Genomic DNA, 21,618 nt, shown 5'->3' on the forward strand with positions numbered 1-21,618 from the left:
TGGAACTCCGTGAATAATAATTATGGAAACCATGAAACTACCACTACTAAACAAATTTTCGTGACCGGCGGTGTCGCTTCTTCCCTCGGGAAGGGCCTCACCGCTTCTTCTTTGGGACGCCTGCTGCGTTCTCGGGGATTGAAAGTCGTGATGCAAAAACTTGATCCCTATATCAATGTTGACCCCGGGACGATGAACCCCTTCCAACACGGCGAGGTCTTCGTGACGGAAGACGGGGCTGAGACTGACCTTGACATTGGGCACTACGAGAGATTCCTCGACGTGTCCTTGAGCGCCAAAGCCAATACGACAACCGGACAGGTCTACCAGCGGGTGTTGGCTAAAGAAAGACGCGGAGAATATTTGGGGGACTGTGTCCAGGTGATTCCCCACATCACCGATGAGATTAAACGCCGGATGCGCTCCCAAGCGGATCCGCAGGGCTATGACAATCCCGAAGACATCCCAGACGTCATCATTACCGAAATCGGTGGCACCGTAGGCGATATTGAATCCCAGCCTTTTATTGAATCCGCCAGGCAAATCCGCAGCGAATTGGGTCGCGGCAACTGCTTCTTTATCCATGTCTCGCTGGTGCCGTTTTTGGCGGCTTCAGGAGAGTTGAAGACCAAACCCACCCAACACTCGGTGGCGGCGTTGCGTTCCAGTGGGATTCAGCCCGATGCCATCGTGTGCCGTTCGGATCGGGAACTTCCCGAAGAGGTGAAATCGAAGATTGCACTTATGTGCGATGTGGATAAAGAAGCGGTTGTGACCTGCCCTGATGCTCCTTCTATCTATGAGATTCCCAAGGTACTACACCGCGAGGGCCTCGATGCCTACGTGGTGCGTCGTCTCGATTTGCCCTTCCACGACGTAGATTGGAGTGAATGGGAGAAAGTCCTCACCGCAGTGCACCATCCGCAGTATTCCGTGGAAATCGCCTTGGTGGGTAAGTATATTGGCCTCCACGACGCCTACCTGTCGGTGTCCGAGGCCTTGAGCGCGGGTGGGTTTGCCAATGACACGAAAGTATCGATTCGTTGGGTTTCCGCAGACGATTGCGAAACTCCTGCAGACGCCTCGCGTTCGCTCGGGGGAGTGGACGGGGTGCTCATTCCCGGAGGCTTCGGTGGACGCGGTATCAGCGGCAAAGTACAGGCTGTGCAATGGTCAAGGGAAAACCGCATCCCCACTTTAGGGATTTGCCTCGGGCTGCAAACCATGGTTATCGAGGTGGCGCGTGATTTGCTCGGGATTTCTGGAGCCACCTCAACTGAGTTTGATCCCAACACCTCCGATCCGGTTATCGCCACTATGGATGAGCAGCGAAACATCGTTTCCGGCGAGGGAGATTTAGGCGGAACCATGCGATTGGGAGCCTATCCGGCCACGTTAAAGGAAGGTTCAATTGTGGCCGGAGTCTATGGCACCCGCGAGGTGAGTGAACGTCACCGCCACCGTTTTGAGGTAAATCCCGCCTATATTGAGCGTTTGGAAGCCGCCGGGCTTCATATTTCCGGAACATCGCCGGATGGGAAACTGGTGGAATTCGTGGAATTGGATTCTTCTCTGCATCCGTATTTTGTAGCCACGCAAGGCCATCCCGAGTTCAAGAGCCGCCCCACTCGTCCGCATCCCCTGTTTGCGGGGCTGGTGAAAGCGGCTTTAGACCGCCAGGCCTCCCAGTTCGCCACGACACATCCGGAGGATGAGTAGACTGGCTACGCTGAGGGGACGGAGCTGGCTGGATTCTGACCGCCCACCGTCGTGTCCCAGCCTACCGGCTCTCGGTGGCTCGGCGGAGAAGCGAAAAAGAGGTAGAGATGACTCAAACCATTGCAGATAAAAAGACAGAATTTCCCGTAGTGGACTCCAAAACAGTCTGGCGCGGCCAGGTTTTTTCCATGATGACTGAACACGTCAAATATGGCTCTGAGGTGGCGACACGTGACTTCGTGAAACACCCCGGAGCGGTTGCGATTGTGCCTTTGCGGGAAGGAGAGGCCGTCGAGAATCCAGCCGGAGAACCAGAAGTACTTTTAATCAATCAATATCGTCATCCGGTGCGGGCCTCATTGTGGGAGATTCCCGCGGGACTGTTGGACGTTGACGGGGAGGACACCCTCACAGCAGCGAAACGAGAACTTGCTGAGGAAGTGGAAGCTCGGGCCGGACACTGGGATGTGTTGGTGGATTATTTCACGACGCCCGGAGGTTCTTCGGAGTCACTAAGGGTATTCTTAGCTCGCGAGCTGCAGCCTATCCCGACAGAAGAACGCAACTTTGTGAAGGAAGCCGAGGAGGCCTTTATGACGAAACGCTGGGTTCCTTTGCCAGAGGCGATTACGGCAATTTTTGACGGTCGCATCCACAACCCCTCGGCAGTTGTAGGTCTCCTCGCGACCCAGGTTGCCTTGCAAGAGCGCGGTAATTCTTTGCGAACTCCGGCGGCGCCTTGGCTGAGATAACAGAATGAACCCTGGATTACATTCAAAGTACTAAACTAAATGAGCGTTATTCGGCTTTCACTTGTTTGACAAATGCCGGTAGGGTTATGTACGCTCCACAAGAGCTAAGAGCCTTTATCTGCCGATATGCTGGGAGACTCCGGCACTGCCGCGAAACTCGAACCCCATATTATCGACTCTTTCAGCAGTAGCGGCACCAAGACGGTCTATTTTGTCGGCGGTGCTGGTGTCATCGGGTCTGACGCCCTAAAAATGATGGAACGGACGGGAAGCAAAGTAATTCGCCTCGAGAGGGCTGCCCGCGGTGAGACCGCCTTCCAGTAATACCAAGCAGTTGCCGCGAACCAGTTCCGTAGGGGTTCGCGGCAACTGTGATTTGAATCTCTACTGCTGTTTTTCCGAAATTAATGGTCAATTAGCGATAGGCTGAGCCAAGAGTCAAAGAGGATTACTGATATCGATCAGTATCTTTCCGAGATTGCACAAAACACGGCCCGGTGCCGTGACCGAGTGAAAGGAAAATCAGTGAAGACCTTTTTGAAAATTGGGGCACTCGCCTGCGTGGCCGCGCTGAGTTTAACCGCCTGTGGCGGTGGCGGTTCAACTGGCGGTGACGCTGCTGGGTCAACCACCATTAAAATTCTGGCCCCGTCATACGCGGATTCTACCAAGACCGACTGGGAAGCCATTATTACCGAGTTCAACAAGACCCATCCGGATGTTAAGGTGGAGCTCCAGATCGAAGGCTGGGATGACTTCACCTCCAAGGTGCAGGCGCGGATTCAGGCCAAAGATATGCCCGATATCTTGAACGACAATGCTTTCGCAGCCTCCGCTGACGGCGGCTTGCTGTACCCAATTGATGAAGTCATCAGCGCCGATGTTTTGAACACAATCGAACCGGCACTGTTGAAGAACGGCGAGGGAGCTGACGGCACCAAGTGGGCTGCACCCGACGTCGCCTCCGTGCGTGAGTTGACTTACAACACCCAGATTTTGGCAGACTCGGGCGTGGCGTCACCGCCAACGACTTGGGCAGAACTCGAAGACGCCTGCGCCAAGATTAAGGCGAAATTCCCCGACATCTACCCTTACGGAATGCCGCTCGGTAAGGAAGAAGCCCAGGTGGAATCCTCCCTGTTCGTGTGGGGAGCCGGAGCCAACTGGGTAGACGGCGACAACCTCACCGCTACTTCCGACGGGGTGAAGGAAGGCTTTGCCGAAATGAAGAAGCTCATCGACCAGGGTTGCACCCAGCCGAACGCGGGTTCTACCAACCGCCAAGACGTGGTGGATTTATTCGATAACGGCAAGGTCGCCATGTACAACGGACACTCCGGTCTGTTCTCGAAGACCCCTGACACCATCAAATATGACACCGCTCCGGTGTTCTCCAAGAACGGCGATCCGGTGGTTGTGGGTGTAACCGACTTCATCTTAGCTTTCGACAATGGCGATGAGGCTCGCAAGGCGGCGACCAAGGACTTCTTGGATCTGTTCTATTCCGATGCCATGTACAAGAACTGGTTCAAGCCCTCCGGCCTGCTGCCGGTGACCCAAAACATCATCAAAGAAGAGAGCGCGGGAGCCGACCCGCTATTGGCGAAGTACTACGCCGACCTTCCGAAGGTGAAGTTCCTGCCAGTGGGTAATCCCCAGTGGGATGTCTTGCAAGGTGCGTTGCAGTCCAGCGCGGGCAAGATTGCCTCTGGAGATGTGGACACAGTGTTGGAAGGTGTCCAGGCAGAGTTTGAGGCCGGCCTCTAAACCGAAAGGTTGACGCTTCATACTTCAACGCTTTGGTGCGGGGGCGGAGTATCCCGCCTCCGCACCAAAGTTTTTCAAAAACCGTATCCTTTAACAATAGGGTTCCTATGACGAGTACCAAAACTCCCACCCTACCTGCCGCCAAGTCCGGCCTTGAGGGTGAACGAAAACGCAAAAATATAAAGCCACAGCGACAGCACCTGGAGAGCCTGGCCGCGCTACCCTGGTTAGCGCCGACGCTGATTCTCATTTTGGGAGTGGTCGTCTACCCGACCGTGCTGCTCGTTTACTACTCTTTCATCAAATTCAATCGTTACGGGGTTGACAAGGGCTTTACCGGTTGGGATAACTACATCGGAAAGGGTGGGGCACTGACCTATCCGGGTGCGGATATTCCGCGAGTTTTGGTCAACACAGTCGTTTGGGTCATTGTCGTCGTTATCGTTACCGTGGTGTTATCCCTCATCTTGGCCCAGTTCCTCAACAAGAACTTCCGCGGGCGAAAGCTGGTTCGTCTTTTCGTGATTTTGCCGTGGGCGTGTTCGGTCGTGATGACTTCCACGGTTTTCCGCTACGGTTTGGACAACGAATTTGGGGTTTTCAACCGGTTCTTGGTGGACAGCGGGATTCTGGAACAGACCTATGCTTTCACGAAACATCCGGTTTCCGCTTTCTGGGTGGCGGTTTTTGTGGCGGTCTATGTGTCGCTACCGTTCACGACCTACACAATTTTGGCAGGCCTGCAGTCCGTACCTCGCGACATTCTGGAGGCTTCCGCTATTGATGGCGCGACCTCTTTCCAACGCTACTGGCTAATCGTGTTTCCGCTGTTGCGCGGGGCGGTTGCGACGGCTTCATTGATCAATGTCATCAACGTGTTTAACTCCCTGCCGATTTTGAAAATCCTGGTCGACATTCCGGGCTACCACGCTGCTCACACCACTACGACCCTGATTTTCCAGTACAAGGCACAGCTCGGGCCCGGGGTGTCCTCGGCGCTTTCGGTGATTAACTTCCTGTTCTGCTTGGTGATTATCGCTATCTATCTGGCGGCCGTGAAACCGACGAAGGAGATTGACTGACATGAGTACCGCACTAGCCCCTCACAGTTCAGATCGCGCCACCAACAAGCGCCAGAAGAGAATGCGCGGATTCGATTCCCGACCGAATCCGATTGGAATCGTTATCGGAGTCATTATCGTCATCGCGTTTTTCGCTTTCCCCTACGCCTTGATGCTCACTACTGCTCTGAAGACTCGTCCCGATGTCATGAAGATCCCGCCCGAGTACCTGCCATCTAGAGTGGAGTGGTCCAACTTCTTGACGGTGTGGAATTTCCCGGCGGTAAACGTGGGCGGAGCCCTGACCGCAACCGCAGTCATCGCCATCGGAGCGACCCTGCTGGTGCTACTGGTAGCGACACCGGCCGCCTACTATGTAGCGAGGTTCAAGTTCCCGGGACGCATGGCGTTCATGTTCCTAGTGCTTTGCACCCAGATGTTGCAGCCTACCGTGCTCGCAGTCGGTCTCTACCAGGAGTTTTCCGGGTGGAAAGGCTACGCAGTGTGGGCGGCGCTGATCCTCATCAACGGCACCTTCAACCTGTCTTTCGCAATTTGGATTATGTGGTCTTTCTTCGCCTCTGTGCCGCGAGAAATTGATGAAGCCGCCTTGATGGATGGTTTAGGACGGCTCCAGACCATGTTCAAGATCTCCTTGCCACTGGTGTGGCCCGGAATCGTGACCGCCATCATCTTCGTGTTTGTGAACTCCTGGAACGAATACGCGGCCGCTTTTGTTTTGGTGCAAGATCCTGGCCTCCAGCCGCTGACTGTGGCCATGCCGCGGTTCTTGGGGCTTTATGTCAAAGATTGGCAGTACATGTTCACGACCTCGATTATCGCCATTGTTCCGGTCATCATCATGTTTGCCTTAATCGAAAAGCGTCTGATCGGTGGGCTCACCGCCGGTAGTGTGAAATAATTGGAGATGCGGCGCGAGGTGAAACCCCAGCTATAATCAGCATTCGTACAGACATTTTTCCCTGAAATTTCAGCGATTTTTCAGCCACAATGTCTTTACTATTTGAGTGATTTACTCTTAGTATATTTAACGTCACTAATAATAGTCTTGTCTCACGAGGACACGATCTGACAGATAAGGAACGCCGACATGATTGGTCAGCCTTTTAGTGGACATTCGTCGGGGGGGGGGTGCCTCAAATGGCATTCTCTAAGATGTCTCGTCCCAAGCGATATCTCTCACTGACTATAGGCGCGGTATTTACCGTATTCTCGCTTCTTCTGACCTCAACAGCGGTTGCCAATATTTTGCCGAGCGGGGGTGAAACTTGGGTCTATATATTCTATAACTCCGACGATACTTCACAAAACCCTTTAGCCACCTTTCATGTTCCGAGTGGCGATAAGCTCCCCGATCCGGGGCTTCCCAAGACTTACCCGACGGGAAAGTATTTCGACAAGTGGGTTGAATGTGGATCCTCCACCGAGATTGTTCCCGGCAGCAACACCGCGAGTGGTTCTGGTGTCAAGAAAGCCTGCCCAGTGTTTACCGAAACCCTTGTCATCACTTATATTTCCGAAGGCTCGGTTTATGAGACCGCGAAAGTGACGGATTTTTCAAGCTATCAGCCGCCTTTCAATCCGGTTCTCAAAATCATTCCTGATCGACAATTCATGTACTGGTCTGTGGACAATCCCGACACCACTCCTAACCCAGCTCGATTCGATTTCTCGACTTTGGGCAGTGGGGGAACGAATGGACATCTCAGGCTTTTCGCTATTCCCGAAGATCGCTACACCCTCATTTTCGACACGACTCCACCGAATTCCTCCGATCGGTGTCCCACTATTAAACCCATGTATATTCGCGGGGATCGCACCCTTGACCAAGAGGGAATCCGCAACAAGACAAACAACCCCCCAACTTGTCCGGGCTATACTTTTCTCCATTGGGTTGACCCGAATAATGGAAGCACTCAAGTCACCGCCTCCACTCAAACCGCAGCTAGTATCGACCAAAATGGTGACAAAAAGATCATTTTGAAAGCCACGTGGCAGCCCCAGGAAGTTACCTACTACATTCGCGTTTTCACGCAAAAACCCGGAAGTGCTAATGACACCGTGGGTACCACACCCATTGACGACTATGAATTCCGCGACACCTGGAAGATGCTCGGTCAAGCCGGAACCATTTTCAATGCCGCCGACGATGTTAAATTTGCAAAAAACATTGATGTTTCTGTCACAGCACCGGACGAGAACGCTATCGGGCAATTTGACGCGAAAGTAACCTATGAGGGTTTCAAATTTTGTAACACACCCGCGGATGCCGCCGCTGATGACCAAGACCTTCCTGAAAACACGAAGTGCAAGTCATCAACCGTCAACCGTAACATCGCTTCCACGGGAAAAATCAACGCCGACGGGAAAAGCGTTTTTGACATATACCTGGATCGCAAGGTTTACAAAGCCCAGGTTTACAATCGTCAATATTCCAACTCCCCTTGGAGTCCCCTAAACAGCGGGAATGAATATAAACTTCTCCGCTATGGGCAGCCCTCTGACGCATATTTCGCCTATTTGAACACCACCTATCCGGGATATCGCTATTACCGTGACACCTCCTTGAACTCCTACTACACTTCGCCTTTCGTGATGCCCAACAACGATGTCAGAATGTATCGCGTCTGGGGAAACAATGCCACCTTCCAACTGAGATTCTATGAATGGGACGCCTCCAAGTGGGATGCCGATAACCCGAGTGCTATCAACACTATGCTTCCAAAAGTCAACCCGGATCCCGCGAATCCTTCCATTCGCACTAGTGCGTCCTTCACTTCTGGACAATGCACATATATGGCGGATAAAACTGGTGCAGGTAGTTGCCAGACCGGGAATCAATGGGTTGACTCCACCGACCATGTTGACATCGAAGGCTTCACTCAGGTTCAACACGATAAAATCACTTACGACACTTACACTAGTGGCGCGCAAGCGGTGGATGTGAATACAGATTCCACGAACCCTCGTTGGAGAGACTACATGTTGGGAGGACAAAGTAACCCGAACTTCCAAAGCACAGCCCAGTGCCGTGAACCAATCGGCTCCTATAATTGGATCTGTGACCCTGGATCTGGTGGCGTGTCGGATTCCACCCACGCCTATATCGGGTTTATGTTCTATAACCGCAATGCCTATGATGTGAGATATGTTTCCAAACGAGAAACCGTAGCCACACAGCACTACCTTTACCAGGAAAACCTTAAAAGCGGCGGCACGGTTAACACCGTTAACAAGGCCATCACCGATGGAGCCACCGGAACTAGCTACCCCGCCAGCCCCCAGAAAATCGGTGAGCCCTCCGTAAGTGCCGCGACTCTCAAGGCCACGAAGTGCACGCGAGGCACGAGCGAACTCACCGGAAACTTCGTGCTTCAAGACGGAGACATCTGTGAATTTAGCGGGGTTGAAGAAATATTTAAAGGTTGGTGGCGTGACCCCAATCACAACCAGCAACCCCAATATGTCACCGACACTGACGTCACCATGCCGGCGTCAAACACGAACCTTTACGCCAAGTGGGAAAAGCCAGCCAACAGCATCCGTGTCTATCAAGATGAAGTGCGTAACCGAGGCGATGAAACCACCGCGAAATATACCAACATTGAATCAATCTCTGACGGGTCCTTCGTTGAAGGCTCTGCCAGCGAATTGACCGTGAGGGTCGGTGACAAAACCGTTACGGCACACCCCCCAGCAAATGCCTCCCAGTTCTTGGGGTGGTATTGGATCGCCACCAAAAAAGACGAACAGGGCGAGACTACCGAAGAGATGGCTGAATACGTCTTCGGGTCGAGCGGCTTCAAGATCTTCGATTCTAATGTTCTTGATGGCAACATACACGACACACTCGACGTGGTGCTCTACCCGCGTTGGAAATACAAGCAGCTCAAAGTGGTTTATGACATGAATGGAGGGGAGAATCCTCCTGTTGACAAGGCATCCCCTTATGATTACCTCGCTAACGCTAAAACCCTGATTGTCCCGTTGGCAAGTACTTCCGCCGCGAAACAAACCACTAGCGGAGTGGATGACTTGTTCCTCGGGTGGAGTCCCAACCAGAACTGTGCCACCACCACGGGATGCACCCCGATAGAGCCAGGAACCTTGGAAAACCTCGTCCCGAATAACGGATCAACGGACACCATGACGCTCTTTGCCGTGTGGAAGGCTCCGGAAATACAAACCACGAGCCTGACCTATCACCGAAACTGCAACATCGCTGACAATACAAGCTATGAAAAAACCAACCTGGGGATTCGTGTCGACATTGATGTGATGCAAAACGACAAAGACGATACCTCCGGAGACAAAACCACCTTCAGTTGTCAGTCCGACGGTCAAGAACTCCTCTTCAAATGCTGGGTACAGGATCGCTCAGCAACGAGCTGTGACTCTGGGTTCAACAAGGACGGAACTCAATCCACAATCATGCTTGATACCGCTGATGAAACCGCCAAGAACCATCTTTATGCTTTGTGGGCTCCGGCAGTTGTTACCCACGACGCCACCACCTATGCGATGCAAGGCCAGGTGCAGCTCTCTACCGATAAAGTAAACGACAGCGCCGGAAACGACCAGGGATTGAGTGCCACGGAGATGTTTAGCGCGAGCGGCGGTAACCTGCCCTTGAATTTTACGGGAGCTACCTTTGGGCTCCACGACCCCACTGACACCTCCGACCCCACCTCAACCATCACCGGAGAACTTATTGTTGGTGGGGTGGCTACGGACAACACCCCGGTGGCAGAGGCCGGGAGGTATTCCATAAACACCTCTACCGGAGTCGTCACTTTTACCCCGAATCCCGGCTTTGTCGGCAACCCCACACCCGCCACCATCGTTGCCACTATTGACGGGCAACAATACACCGCCAGGTACCAGCCCATCGTGAAACCCTATAACACTGTGGGAATAACCACTACAGATGAGCAAAAAGTCACCCAGCGCTCCACTGACAAGGAAACCGGGGATCATGGGATGACCGCCGCAGAAGCCTTCCCTGGGGTTGAACTCAGCGGAGCTTCCTACTGGCTAGTTGATCCAGCGGACAGCACACATAAGCAAAATGTCACCATCTCCGGTAAAGGCACCTACAGTGTGGATAGCTCCGGTGTGGTGACCTTTACACCAGTGGACACCTTCACGGGCACCTCTGAGGCGATAACTCTCGGCGTCACCACCACGGCATCAGTAGATTTCACTACTACCTACACCCCGACGGTGACCCCGGTGACTACCAGTCCGGCGACAAGCGAGAATGCTCCCGGAGTTACCCAGCATTCTAATGACTCCGGCGCGGGAGGGAAAACCCCAGCACAGATGTTTAGCGGCACCGATTTGACCAGCGCGAACTTCTGGCTTGTCGATCCTTCTGATAGTGTACACAAAACCAGCGTGAGCGTCGATGAAGGCACCTATACAATTGGAGCCGACGGGATTGTCACCTTCACGCCCAATCCCAATTTCACAAGCGGCACCGCCACCCCGGTTACAGTAGGAGTTACGAACCAGAAGGGCGTGGATTGGACCGCCACCTACACCCCGAAAGTTAGTCCCTCCACCGAAGTGGAAACCAAAGATGCCGTCACTGTGGGGATGCAAGGTGAGGTACAGAATTCCAATGACACGGGAACTAACCCCGGTGGAACTAATAACGGGGTGACCCCCGCGCAGATGTTCCAATCCAAGACCCCCATCCCGTTGGATCTTTCCGCGGCAACTTTCAAATTGAAGGACACCGATGGAAACCTCTTGGATAGTCTTACACCTAAGGACAGCTTCGGTAATCCTCAGGGCACCTATACGATTGCGGGTGACGGAGTCGTAACTTTCAACCCAGTTCCAGGCTTTGTTGGAACCCCCATCCCAGCCATAGTTTCAGCCGCCATTCCCGGAAAGGGAACCTACGAGGCATTCTATCGTCCGCAGGTAAAACCTTACGTGCCGCAGACGATCACCACTGTCGATGAACAAGGCATCACTCAGCACTCCACCGACAATGGATCTGGGGATAACGGCAAATCCGCGGCCGGAGCTTTCCCCGACGTGCCGTTGAGCGGCGCGACCTTCTGGCTGGAAGATCCAGACACACACGCGCACACTACCACCGTCACTGTTCCTGGTGTTGGCACCTATTCAGTGGCGGATACCGGCGTAGTTACTTTCGTGCCGGAGAGCGACTTTGTAGGCACCCACACAGGGGGCGTGACCTTCGGGGTGACAACCACTGGGGGAGTGGAAGTTAAAACCACCTATACCCCGACGGTGACATCCACGACCCCGCCTCCAACGCCACCGGGACCGCCATCAGTTACCCCCAAAGCCATCACCACCACTGATGAGCAGGGTGCCACCCAGCATTCCACTGATAAGGAAACCGGGGATCACGGGTTGACCGCCGCAGAGGCTTTCCCAGGAGCAGACCTTGGCGCCACCCCGAGCTACTGGTTGGTGAAACCAGGAGACGACCCGAATGACAACAGTAAGCGAGTCCTGAGCGTTACTGTTCCCGGTGTGGGTGACTATTCCATCAATCCCACCACCGGAGAAGTGTCCTTCACCCCGGAGCGTGGTTATGTGACGACCCCCGCCACCCCGGCTGTTCCCGTTACTGTGGGGCTTACCACCACTGCAGGTAATTCCTATAACACGACCTATACCCCTACGGTGACCCCTGTGACCACCGTGAACGCAACCACCATAGGGGTTCAAGGCGATGCGCAGCATTCAAACGATAAGAACAGTGGGGACAACGGTAAAACCCCGTCTGAAATGTTCGTAGGAACGGATTTGAGCAATGCCATTTTTTGGCTCGAAACGGACGGAACGAGGACTAAGACAGTTCCCGGTGAAGGAACCTACACTGTAGATCCTGCGACTGGTGTGGTCACTTTTGAACCCGAACCGGACTTCACCGGTTCGGCAAGAGGGGTTACGGTTGGCGTTACCACTAGAAAACACACCGAGTGGAAGGCAACCTATATCCCGACGGTGAACCCGACCACCCCAGCTACGGTTCCCGCAACCACTGTCGGCAACCAGGGTGAAACCCAGCATTCAAACGACAAGGGGAGTGGGGATAACGGTAAGACACCAGAAGAAATGTTCCCCGGTGCTGACCTCGACTCGGATCCGGATGCTGTAACGTACTGGATTGACAATCCCGGCACCACCGAAAAGACAGTTCCAAATGTTGGCACTTTCGAGGTTGACCCCTCCACCGGGGTGGTCACTTTCATCCCGGAAGACGACTACATCGGTTCAACCACGCCGGTGACTGTGGGAGTAAGCGACTCCAACGGGAACCCGTTCACGTCGACCTATCAGCCGACAGTGAACCCAGTGGCGCCGCCGCCCGGGCCTCCGAGTCCCGGAGGTGGAAGTGGGACACCAAACATTCCATCGTGGACTGTTCCCACACCAAATCCCAACGTGAGTCCGACTCCGACTCCGACTCCGACTCCGAGTCCGACTCCGAATGGAGAACCCGCACCCGGAGATTCGGTTGATCCATCCGTACCTTCGGTACCCGGATCAACCCCTAAAAGGCCGATTGATGGGGATCATGGGGCTGTTGGTGAGTTGGCGTGGCATGATATGAACGGAGACGGCAACCGTGATCCCGGAGAACCGTTGCTTCCCGGAGTTATTGTCCAACTTATTGATGAAAACAACCGTGTGGTGTCTGAAACCATCACCGGGAATAACGGTGAATACATCTTTAATGCTGTTAATCCCGGTAAATACTATGTGCTTTTCAAGGCTCCCCCTGGCTTCAACTTCACCAAGTACGGGTACGATTCCAAGGCAGATAACCTCGGGAGAACCGAGTGGTTTGAAGTCATGCGCGGTCAGTATTACAACTTGGCAAACGCTGGTCTGATGAATTTAGGCTTAGCGAAGACAGGCTTCAATGCGACTCGGTTCGGATGGCTGGCACTCACCTTCGGTGGGCTGGGAATGCTCCTTTTAGCAGCGGCATCGCGCCGACGTGAGTCTGAAAGCATCTTGATCAAATAAGGTTTAAGAAAGACAACCCTTTCGATTTATGCTAGATTTAGGAAAGGCTGATTAAACAAAAATCGGTCTGAGATTATACTAATGAAGGCATGAGAAAGGGGCGAGTCCGTGCAGCTTCCTGTTGATGATCAGGGAACCCGCCAGGTCGTGCTGGATTTAATTATTGAAAAAGGCCCTATCACCGCATCCACTCTGGCGAACATCTTAAAACTGACACCGGCCGCAGTGCGTCGCCACCTCATCTACCTAGAGAATTCGGGCCAGATCGAGAATCTAGACCCCACCTCTCTGGTTGCGAGGGGCAGAGGGCGCCCCGCGCGGAACTACGTGGCCACCGATGCTGGACGTGCCACCAGGCCTGATGGGTATTCTCGGATGGCCACGAAAGCCCTGGAGTACCTAAAGCAAGTCGCGGGATCGGAAGCCATTGAGGACTTCGCCAACCGGCATTCTCGGGAAGTGGAACGCCGCTATGCGCCGGTGGTTCACGCTGCCGGCGAGGATCCGGAGGCTCGAGTGGTGGCGTTGGCCGATGCACTGGCGCAAGACGGCTACGCGGCCACGGTTCGGCACACGAAACAGGGTCTAGCCTTGCAACTGTGTCAGGGTTCCTGTCCGGTTCAAGATGTGGCCAAGAACTTCCCGAAACTGTGTGAAGCGGAAACCCAGGCGTTTTCGCGTCTTCTGGACACCCATATTCAAAGGCTTGCGACCATAGCCGATGGTGACCATGCTTGCACGACGAGTGTCCCCTTGATGCTTCGCACCAACGGAGTAAACGGTGGCACCAAGGTCACTCTCAGAGCTGGAAAAATGAAATGAAAGGAAAACAATGAGCGAAACTTTGAGCGAATCTGAGCTCAAGCGCCGCACGGATGACGAGATTATCGAATCTATCTCGGACAAATACGAATTCGGTTGGCATGATTCCGACACCGCTGGTCAGGCGGCACGTCGCGGGTTGAACGAAGATGTCGTGAGATATATTTCGTCGATGAAGGACGAGCCGGAATGGATGCTGAAACTGCGGTTGAAAGCCCTGAAAATTTTCGAGCGCAAACCCATCCCGACCTGGGGTCCAGACTTGCAGTTCCTGGATTTCGACCAGTTCAAGTATTTCGTGCGCGCTTCCGACAAGGTCGCACAGTCTTGGGACGATTTGCCCGAGGACATTAAACTCACCTATGACCGCCTGGGAATTCCCGAGGCGGAACGTCAGCGCCTTGTTGACGGGGTCGCGGCTCAATACGAGTCCGAGGTCGTCTACCATCAAATCCGCGAAGACCTCGAAAAACAGGGTGTGATTTTCCTAGATACCGACACGGGTCTGAAAGAATATCCCGAACTTTTCAAGGAATATTTTGGTCGCGCCGTTCCCGCGGGAGACAACAAGTTCGCCGCATTAAACACAGCCGTGTGGTCCGGAGGCTCGTTTATTTACGTTCCCAAGGGCGTACAGTGTACGATTCCACTCCAGGCATATTTCCGCATCAATACGGAAAACATGGGTCAGTTCGAAAGAACCTTGATTATCGCCGATGAAGGTTCGTATGTGCATTATGTGGAGGGTTGTACCGCGCCGATTTACAAATCTGATTCCCTGCACGCCGCGATTGTGGAGATTTTTGTCAAAAGGAATGCCCGCGTGCGCTACACGACTATCCAGAACTGGTCAAACAACGTCTTGAACCTCGTGACCCAGCGAGCGATTGCCGAGGAGGGCGCGACGATGGAGTGGATTGATGGCAACATCGGTTCGCGCATCAATATGAAGTACCCTTCCGTTTATTTGACCGGGGAACACGCCCGCGGTGAGACCCTGTCCATCGCTTTTGCGGGGAAGGGTCAGCAACAGGACACCGGCGCGAAAATGTTCCATCTGGCGCCCCACACATCTTCTCACATTGTCAGCAAGTCGATTTCTCGGCAAGGCGGGCGAGCCTCTTACCGCGGGCTTGTTGACATTGATGAGAAAGCCACCGGCTCTAAGTCAAACGTCTTGTGTGACGCGCTGCTTGTAGACACGATTTCGCGCTCGGACACCTATCCTTACGTGGACGTGCGCAACGACGAGGTCGAGATGGGTCACGAAGCCACGGTCTCGAAAGTTTCCGAAGACCAGTTGTTCTACCTGATGAGCCGCGGGCTGACCGAAACCGAGGCGATGTCGACCATTGTGCGCGGCTTCGTTGAGCCAATAGCGAAGGAACTCCCGATGGAATACGCCTTGGAGCTGAACCGATTAATTGAGCTACAGATGGAAGGATCGGTGGGCTAATGAGCAACGAAGTCACTTTGAACAATGTCGCGGCTCCCGCCCCGACCCGCCTCAAATCCACCAATATCGCCGATTTTCCGATGCCACAGGCTCGAGAGGAGGCCTGGCGTTTCACCCCGATTGAGCGACTCGAAGAATTGCTGACTGAGGAGCTAACCGGTGGCTCGCCAAAGTATTCCTTTGCTGGAAAGGACCTGGAACTGGGCTCAAGCGCGGATCACGGCGGCATCCTTGCGGAGTTGAAAGAACCCCTGGGCCTGGCGCCGTTGAGTGATGCACCCTTCGACCGCGCCGGAGCGGCGGGCTGGAACAATATCGAGCAAACCTTGAACTTGACGGTGGAAGGCGACAATCCGGAGATTCTCTTTGTTGACATTTCCGCCGAAGCAAAGGCCATGGTGGGACACGTGCGGGTTCGCGCCTTGCCGAACTCCCACGCGATTGTAGTGCTCCGCCACACCGGTGGCGGTACCTTGAACGAAACCGTAGAAATCAAAGCGGAAGACGGGGCAAAACTCGACGTGGTCTCCCTGCAGGACTGGGACACCGGGGCAAAACACGTTGCCACCCACGAGATCACTTTGGGACGCGAGGCGGAGGTCAAGCACGGGGTGATTACTCTCGGGGGAGACGTGGTTCGAATCGGGATGGGCGCCCAGCTTCCCGAGGAACACGCCGACCTGAATCTGCTCGGGCTGTACTTCACCGATGCCGGCCAACATCAGGAACACCGACTCTTCATCGAACATGTGGCTTCGTCCTCGAAGTCGCGCGTGACCTACAAGGGCGCCTTGCAAGGCCAAGCTGCCCACGCGGTGTGGGTCGGGGATGTAGGAATCGGGCCGCAAGCCTACGGCACAGATTCCTATGAGCTAAACCGAAATCTCGTTCTCGGGAAAGGACCTCGGGTCGATTCCGTTCCGAACCTCGAGATTCACAACGGGCAAATCGAAGGCGCCGGACACGCTTCGGCAACGGGAAGATTTGACGATGAACAGTTGTTCTACCTCATGAGCCGCGGCATTGATCCGGTGGAGGCGAAACGGCTGGTTGTCAAGGCATTCTATGCTGAACTATTAAATGAAATGGAAATTCCACAATTGACTGATCACGTGCTCGAGCTAGTGGACAGTCACCTATCTGAAGGGAGCTTAAAATGAGCTTTATCAATGCTGTCACTGTAGACGAAATCGAGCCCGGTACCGGTAAGACTATCGAATTGGAGGGGCAAGCTGTTGCGGTGTTACGCGACGACGCCGGAAACTTCTATGCAATGGATGATGCCTGTCCCCACGCCGGCTACACCATGTCCGAGGGCGAGATCGATGACGGTTGCGTGGAGTGTTTTGCTCACGGAGCGCGCTTTGACCTCGTAACCGGTGAACCGGATTCTCCGGCTCACGAGCCCCTCGCGATGTATCCGGTGGAAGTCGACGGAGACGTCGTGAAAGTCGATCTTCACGCCTAAAAGACGAGTAGAAACCTAAGGAGAACAAGTTGTCTGTTTTAGAAGTAAAAGATCTGCAAGCGCAGGTCGAAACCCCGGAAGGGTCCAAGCCGATCCTGAAAGGTGTGAACCTCAAGATTGAGTCGGGAGAAATTCACGCCATTATGGGGCCAAACGGTTCGGGTAAATCCACGTTGAGCTATGTTCTCGCGGGTCACCCGAAATATGAAGTGACCGGCGGAGAGGCTCTGTTGGACGGGAAAAATATTCTCGAGATGACCGTGGACGAACGGGCGCGTTTGGGTTTGTTCCTAGCCATGCAGTATCCCGTGGAGGTTCCCGGCGTTTCCGTCTCTAACTTCCTTAGGACCGCGAAAACTGCCGTAGCGGGAGAAGCACCTGCTTTGCGCCAATGGCTGAAAGTCGTTGACGGGGCTTTTGATGATTTCAAGATGGAGAAAGAATTTGCCTCGCGTGACTTGAATGCCGGATTCTCCGGTGGGGAAAAGAAGCGTCTCGAGATTTTGCAGATGCAGTTACTCGCCCCGAGTTTCGCGATTCTGGACGAAACCGACTCTGGCCTAGATATTGATGCTTTGAAGATTGTCTCCGAAGGCATCAATCGGGTTCACGAAGCGAATAATACGGGCATCATGCTGATCACCCACTATTCGCGGATTTTGCGCTATGTCCATCCCGATTTCGTCCATGTTTTCGCTGATGGCCACATCGTTAAGGAAGGCGGGCCGGAGTTAGCCGATGAACTCGAGGAGAACGGCTACGACAAGTATTTGGCTGCTTGATTGAGTCGGATATAGGTGGAGTCAGTGACGTAACTCAGGAGAATTTGGTTGTTGGTGCCATATATGGCAGTGAGGCCCGAAATCTCCCGAGTTAGGTAACAAGTAAGAGAGAGGAAGCGCGAAAATGGCGGAAATCGAAAAGGCTTTGGACTTTACGGAGGCGGATCTCGCCCGAATTCGCGCCGATTTCCCGATACTTTCCGTAGAAGGCCGTAACGGACAACCGATTGCCTACCTCGATTCTGCCGCCACCTCCCAAAAACCCCAGGTTGTCTTAGATACTCTGGATGAGTTCTATCGGTTCCACAACGGGGCCGTTCATCGTGGCACCCACCAGCTCGGGGATGAAGCCACGAGCCTGTTTGAGGATGCCCGCGGGGTGGTCGCCGATTTTCTCGGGGTTAAAGACGAAGAGGAAATCGTGTGGACCCAAGGAGCGACCGCGGCGCTCAACATGGTTGCTTACGGTTTTTTTGCCGGTTCTTGGGAACACACGGGCGGGCCCTTTGACTTGAAGTCCGGAGATGAGATTGTTTTCACCCGCGCGGAACACCACGCCAACTTGGTGCCGTGGCAACTTGTGGCGCGGCGAACCGGAGCGGTCACCAAGGTGATAGACCTTTTGCCGGACGGGCGTCTGGATCTGAGCCACCTGGAGGAAGTGATTACGGAGCGCACTCGCGTGGTAGCTTTCACCCACTTGTCCAATGTCACCGGCGCGATAACCGATATCGAGCCGATTATCGAGGCGGCACGTGCGGTTGGGGCTGTAGTCGTGTTGGACACCTGCCAGTCCGGGGCGCATTTGCCTTTGGACCTTGACTCGCTCGGTGTGGACTTCGCGTGTTTTTCGGGACACAAGATGCTCGGTCCCACCGGAGTTGGCGCTCTGTGGGGGCGGCGCGAATTGCTGGAACAACTACCGATTATTCAATCCGGTGGATCCATGATCGAAGACGTTTCGGTGGAGTCCTCCACCTTCTTGCCGGTGCCGTACCGTTTCGAGGCAGGTACCCAGCCGGTAGCCCAAATCGTTGGTTGGGCGGCAGCTTTACGGTATCTGCAAGGGCTCGGGATGGACAGAATCGCCGTTCACGAACGCGCCCTCACGGCCTATGCCTTGCCGCGGCTTTTGGAAATCTCGGGAGTCAAACTTCTCGGTCCTACTGACCTAGAGAATCGCGCCGGAGTGCTGTCTTTCGAGATGAAGGGGATTCACCCTCATGACCTCGGTCAATTCCTTGATTCTTTGGGGGTTGCGGTGCGGGTCGGACATCACTGTGCCATTCCCTTACATAAGTTCTTTGGGGTTACGGCCTCGACCCGTGCCACTTTCTCTCCAACTACGACTTTTGCGGAAATTGACCGCTGGCTTGAGGGATTGCCGAGAGCCGCAGATTTTTTCGGGACCCAAAATTGAGTTATGGCGCGGGTTAAACTCACGATGGAGGAAGCATGAATGAACTAGAAAGTCTTTACCAACAGCTCATTTTGGAGCAGTCCAAAGCTCGGCACGGTGCGGGGACTTTGCCTGGTTGGGAGGCCAGCTCCCGTCAAGTCAACCCAACCTGCGGGGATGAAGTGACCTTGCAAGTGGAGGTCGAGGACGGGAAGCTAAAGAACCTAGTGTGGGATGGGTCAGGTTGCTCAATCTCCCAAGCGAGTTTGTCGATGATGTATCAACTGGTCAACGGCCAAGACCTCGACAAGGTGATGGGTCTCGAAGAAGACTTTTCCACCATGATGCACTCGCGCGGTAAGGGCGTTGACGAGGAGCTTCTCGACCGTCTAGGTGACGCTTCCAGCCTCGAAGGCGTGTCAAAATATGTCAACCGCGTCAAATGTGCGTTGCTCGGGTGGATGGCTTTGAAGGAAGCCCTTGCGAAGGCCGAGGCGGGGCTGGAAGGCAGCGCTGGCGGGAAGGCTCCCCACTGTGCTCCCGAGATCATGAACCAGACAGCGCCCCAGAGCGACCCAGTAAAGACCGATAGGTAAGGAGCGGAATAATATGAGCGAAGAAACTTTGAGCGAATACTTGCTGGATTCTTTGGACAATCCTCGCGGTACGACCGTGATGGAACCGAGGGAGATGTCCGCGGCAAGCCAGGAATCTGCCAGTGGCGCGGGCGAAGTGACGGAAACTCCACTTGACCCGGAACAGCAGGCCCGAGTGGATCAAATCGTGGAGGCCCTGAAAGATGTTATTGACCCCGAACTCGGCATCAACATTGTTGACCTCGGGTTACTTTACGGACTTCACCTGGACGAAGACGACCTCGTTATCGACATGACGCTTACCTCGGCGGGCTGCCCGCTGACCGATTTGATCGAGCAACAGTGCCGTTTCGTCCTGAGCGACCTGGTGGGAACCACGAGTATCAACTGGGTGTGGCTTCCGCCGTGGGGACCCGACAAAATTACCGATGACGGTCGCGAACAACTCCGCGCCCTCGGATTTAATGTTTGATTTACCAGTGGGGACGGGCCAAATTGGTAAAAAATTACCAATTTGGCCCGTCCCCATAGGAAAAAAACCGCTGGCTAATTGGTTACTTAGCTCCCTACCTAGCTCCCGGAGTTCACGTCTTCGGCGGGGGCGCTTATTTCCATCCGACTCGTAGTCGCCTCCACCAGTGCCTTCTTCAAATCATCCTTCATCGTGATCATCTTTTCGCTGGCCTCGGCGCGGGAAGCAATCGCCCGCTTGGTGATTTCCACCGAAGAATTGATGGTCTCAATCAGATCCTTATTCGCCGCCTCCAGGGTCTCGATGTCAACCGTGGAACGCTCTGCCTCCTCGCGAACCTCGAGAGTGGTCTGTTTCAACTGGCGGGCATTTTCCCGAATCATCTCGTTGGTCGCATCCGAAACCGCCTTCTCCATCGCGAGCGCATCGCGCTGCTTTTGCAGGCCGAGGGCAATTACGGTCTGGCTCCGCCACAAAGGAAGCGTCGAGTTCACGACATCGTTGATTTTCTCCACCAGGAGCTGGTCGTTTTGCTGGATGAGCTTAATCTGCGGGGCAGTCTGGAGTGACAAAGTCTGGCTGATTTTGAGGTCGTGGACCTTCTTCTCGAAACGCTCGACATTCGCCTCGAAATCCGCCACGGCCTGCGCCGCCATCATGTCGCCGGAGTTCTTGGCCTCCTCGTGGAGCTTCGGCAAGGTGTTCTCGCGCAGATCCTTAATCTCGCGTTCCCCGGCCTCGATATAGAGCGTCAGATTGTGATAATAGTCAAGGTTTTGGGCATACATCTTGTCGAACACCGCAATCTGGGTCATCATCTCCTTCTGCTGCCCCTGGAGCCTCGCGGCGATGGCATCAAGCTGCTGGGACAAGGAATCGTAGCTCGCGATGTAGCGCTCAATCTCGGTTTTGCCCTTGCTGAACAGTTTTGAGAGGAACCCCCCGCTAGTCGGTTTGCTGTTTTTGACCTGGACGAGCATGTTGGTTAAAAGTTCCCCAACCTCACCGCCGTCTCGGGCACGCACCTGGGAGAGAATAGAATCGGAGAACTGGGCGATGTTCTTTTGCGCCCCGGATCCGTAGAGCGACAGGGTCACGGAGTCGCGGACATCAATCTCCTTGCGGATTCCGGCAATCTTGTTCTCGTCTTCCGGGCTCAACTCGGCTACGTCTTTCTTGACGAGCTCCATCGCGGTCGCTTCCGAGGGCACCTCCGTGGGGGCACCCGAGGGTGTCTTCGTCATCAGGTCTTCGAGGCTTACGTTGCTCATTCTTTCTCCT

Annotated in this window: 16 protein-coding genes; 15 read left to right on the forward strand and 1 reads right to left on the reverse strand. The window is 54.3% G+C overall.

Annotation, left to right across the window (positions count from 1 at the left end; all coding sequences use genetic code 11):
- Positions 1–9 precede the first annotated feature (9 nt).
- From FYJ63_RS00380 to FYJ63_RS00450, 15 genes are all read left to right on the forward strand, one after another.
- Positions 10–1,719, forward strand: coding sequence for a CTP synthase (locus FYJ63_RS00380; protein ID WP_277027486.1), 1,710 nt, complete (start codon positions 10–12; stop codon positions 1,717–1,719).
- A gap of 107 nt (positions 1,720–1,826) precedes the next feature.
- Positions 1,827–2,471, forward strand: a complete 645-nt coding sequence (locus tag FYJ63_RS00385) for an NUDIX domain-containing protein (RefSeq protein WP_154542675.1) — start codon at positions 1,827–1,829, stop codon at positions 2,469–2,471.
- Positions 2,472–2,597: 126 nt separating this feature from the next.
- On the forward strand, positions 2,598–2,795 hold the full coding sequence (locus tag FYJ63_RS00390) for a hypothetical protein (RefSeq protein ID WP_154542678.1): 198 nt from the start codon (positions 2,598–2,600) through the stop codon (positions 2,793–2,795).
- 201 nt (positions 2,796–2,996) lie between these two features.
- Entirely contained in the window at positions 2,997–4,238 is a 1,242-nt protein-coding gene (locus FYJ63_RS00395; protein ID WP_195839291.1) for an ABC transporter substrate-binding protein, read from the forward strand.
- 107 nt (positions 4,239–4,345) lie between these two features.
- Positions 4,346–5,320, forward strand: a complete 975-nt coding sequence (locus tag FYJ63_RS00400; RefSeq protein ID WP_154542682.1) for a carbohydrate ABC transporter permease — start codon at positions 4,346–4,348, stop codon at positions 5,318–5,320.
- Position 5,321: 1 nt separating this feature from the next.
- The gene (locus FYJ63_RS00405; RefSeq protein ID WP_229769823.1) at positions 5,322–6,221 is read left to right on the forward strand and encodes a carbohydrate ABC transporter permease; all 900 of its coding nucleotides are present in this window, start codon (positions 5,322–5,324) and stop codon (positions 6,219–6,221) included.
- A 239-nt stretch (positions 6,222–6,460) separates the two neighbouring features.
- Positions 6,461–13,342, forward strand: a complete 6,882-nt coding sequence (locus tag FYJ63_RS00410) for an SdrD B-like domain-containing protein (protein ID WP_154542684.1) — start codon at positions 6,461–6,463, stop codon at positions 13,340–13,342.
- A gap of 108 nt (positions 13,343–13,450) precedes the next feature.
- A complete protein-coding gene (locus FYJ63_RS00415) occupies positions 13,451–14,164 on the forward strand; it encodes a helix-turn-helix transcriptional regulator (protein ID WP_277027479.1) in 714 nt (237 codons plus the stop codon).
- A gap of 10 nt (positions 14,165–14,174) precedes the next feature.
- Positions 14,175–15,620: a Fe-S cluster assembly protein SufB gene (sufB, locus tag FYJ63_RS00420; RefSeq protein ID WP_154542686.1), complete on the forward strand. Its 1,446-nt coding sequence runs from the start codon at positions 14,175–14,177 to the stop codon at positions 15,618–15,620.
- The gene (gene sufD, locus FYJ63_RS00425; protein WP_154542688.1) at positions 15,620–16,780 is read left to right on the forward strand and encodes a Fe-S cluster assembly protein SufD; all 1,161 of its coding nucleotides are present in this window, start codon (positions 15,620–15,622) and stop codon (positions 16,778–16,780) included. The genes sufB and sufD overlap by 1 nt, the downstream gene beginning before the upstream one ends.
- On the forward strand, positions 16,777–17,088 hold the full coding sequence (locus tag FYJ63_RS00430) for a Rieske (2Fe-2S) protein (RefSeq protein ID WP_154542690.1): 312 nt from the start codon (positions 16,777–16,779) through the stop codon (positions 17,086–17,088). Before sufD ends, FYJ63_RS00430 begins: the two co-directional genes overlap by 4 nt.
- Positions 17,089–17,117: 29 nt before the next feature.
- Entirely contained in the window at positions 17,118–17,870 is a 753-nt protein-coding gene (sufC, locus tag FYJ63_RS00435; protein WP_154542692.1) for a Fe-S cluster assembly ATPase SufC, read from the forward strand.
- 124 nt (positions 17,871–17,994) lie between these two features.
- Entirely contained in the window at positions 17,995–19,290 is a 1,296-nt protein-coding gene (locus FYJ63_RS00440; RefSeq protein ID WP_154542694.1) for an aminotransferase class V-fold PLP-dependent enzyme, read from the forward strand.
- Positions 19,291–19,325: 35 nt separating this feature from the next.
- On the forward strand, positions 19,326–19,865 hold the full coding sequence (gene sufU / locus FYJ63_RS00445) for a Fe-S cluster assembly sulfur transfer protein SufU (protein WP_154542696.1): 540 nt from the start codon (positions 19,326–19,328) through the stop codon (positions 19,863–19,865).
- 13 nt (positions 19,866–19,878) lie between these two features.
- Positions 19,879–20,337 carry a metal-sulfur cluster assembly factor gene (locus FYJ63_RS00450; protein ID WP_154542698.1) on the forward strand — a complete coding sequence of 153 codons (459 nt, stop codon included), beginning with the start codon at positions 19,879–19,881 and terminating at the stop codon, positions 20,335–20,337.
- A gap of 98 nt (positions 20,338–20,435) precedes the next feature.
- On the opposite strand, the gene FYJ63_RS00455 is transcribed toward FYJ63_RS00450, so the two are convergent.
- Positions 20,436–21,608 carry a toxic anion resistance protein gene (locus FYJ63_RS00455; protein ID WP_154542700.1) on the reverse strand — a complete coding sequence of 391 codons (1,173 nt, stop codon included), beginning with the start codon at positions 21,606–21,608 and terminating at the stop codon, positions 20,436–20,438.
- Positions 21,609–21,618: the final 10 nt, after the last annotated feature.

The organism is Mobiluncus porci (genome assembly GCF_009695935.1).
In the GTDB taxonomy this organism is placed as follows: Bacteria; Actinomycetota; Actinomycetes; order Actinomycetales; family Actinomycetaceae; genus Mobiluncus; species Mobiluncus porci.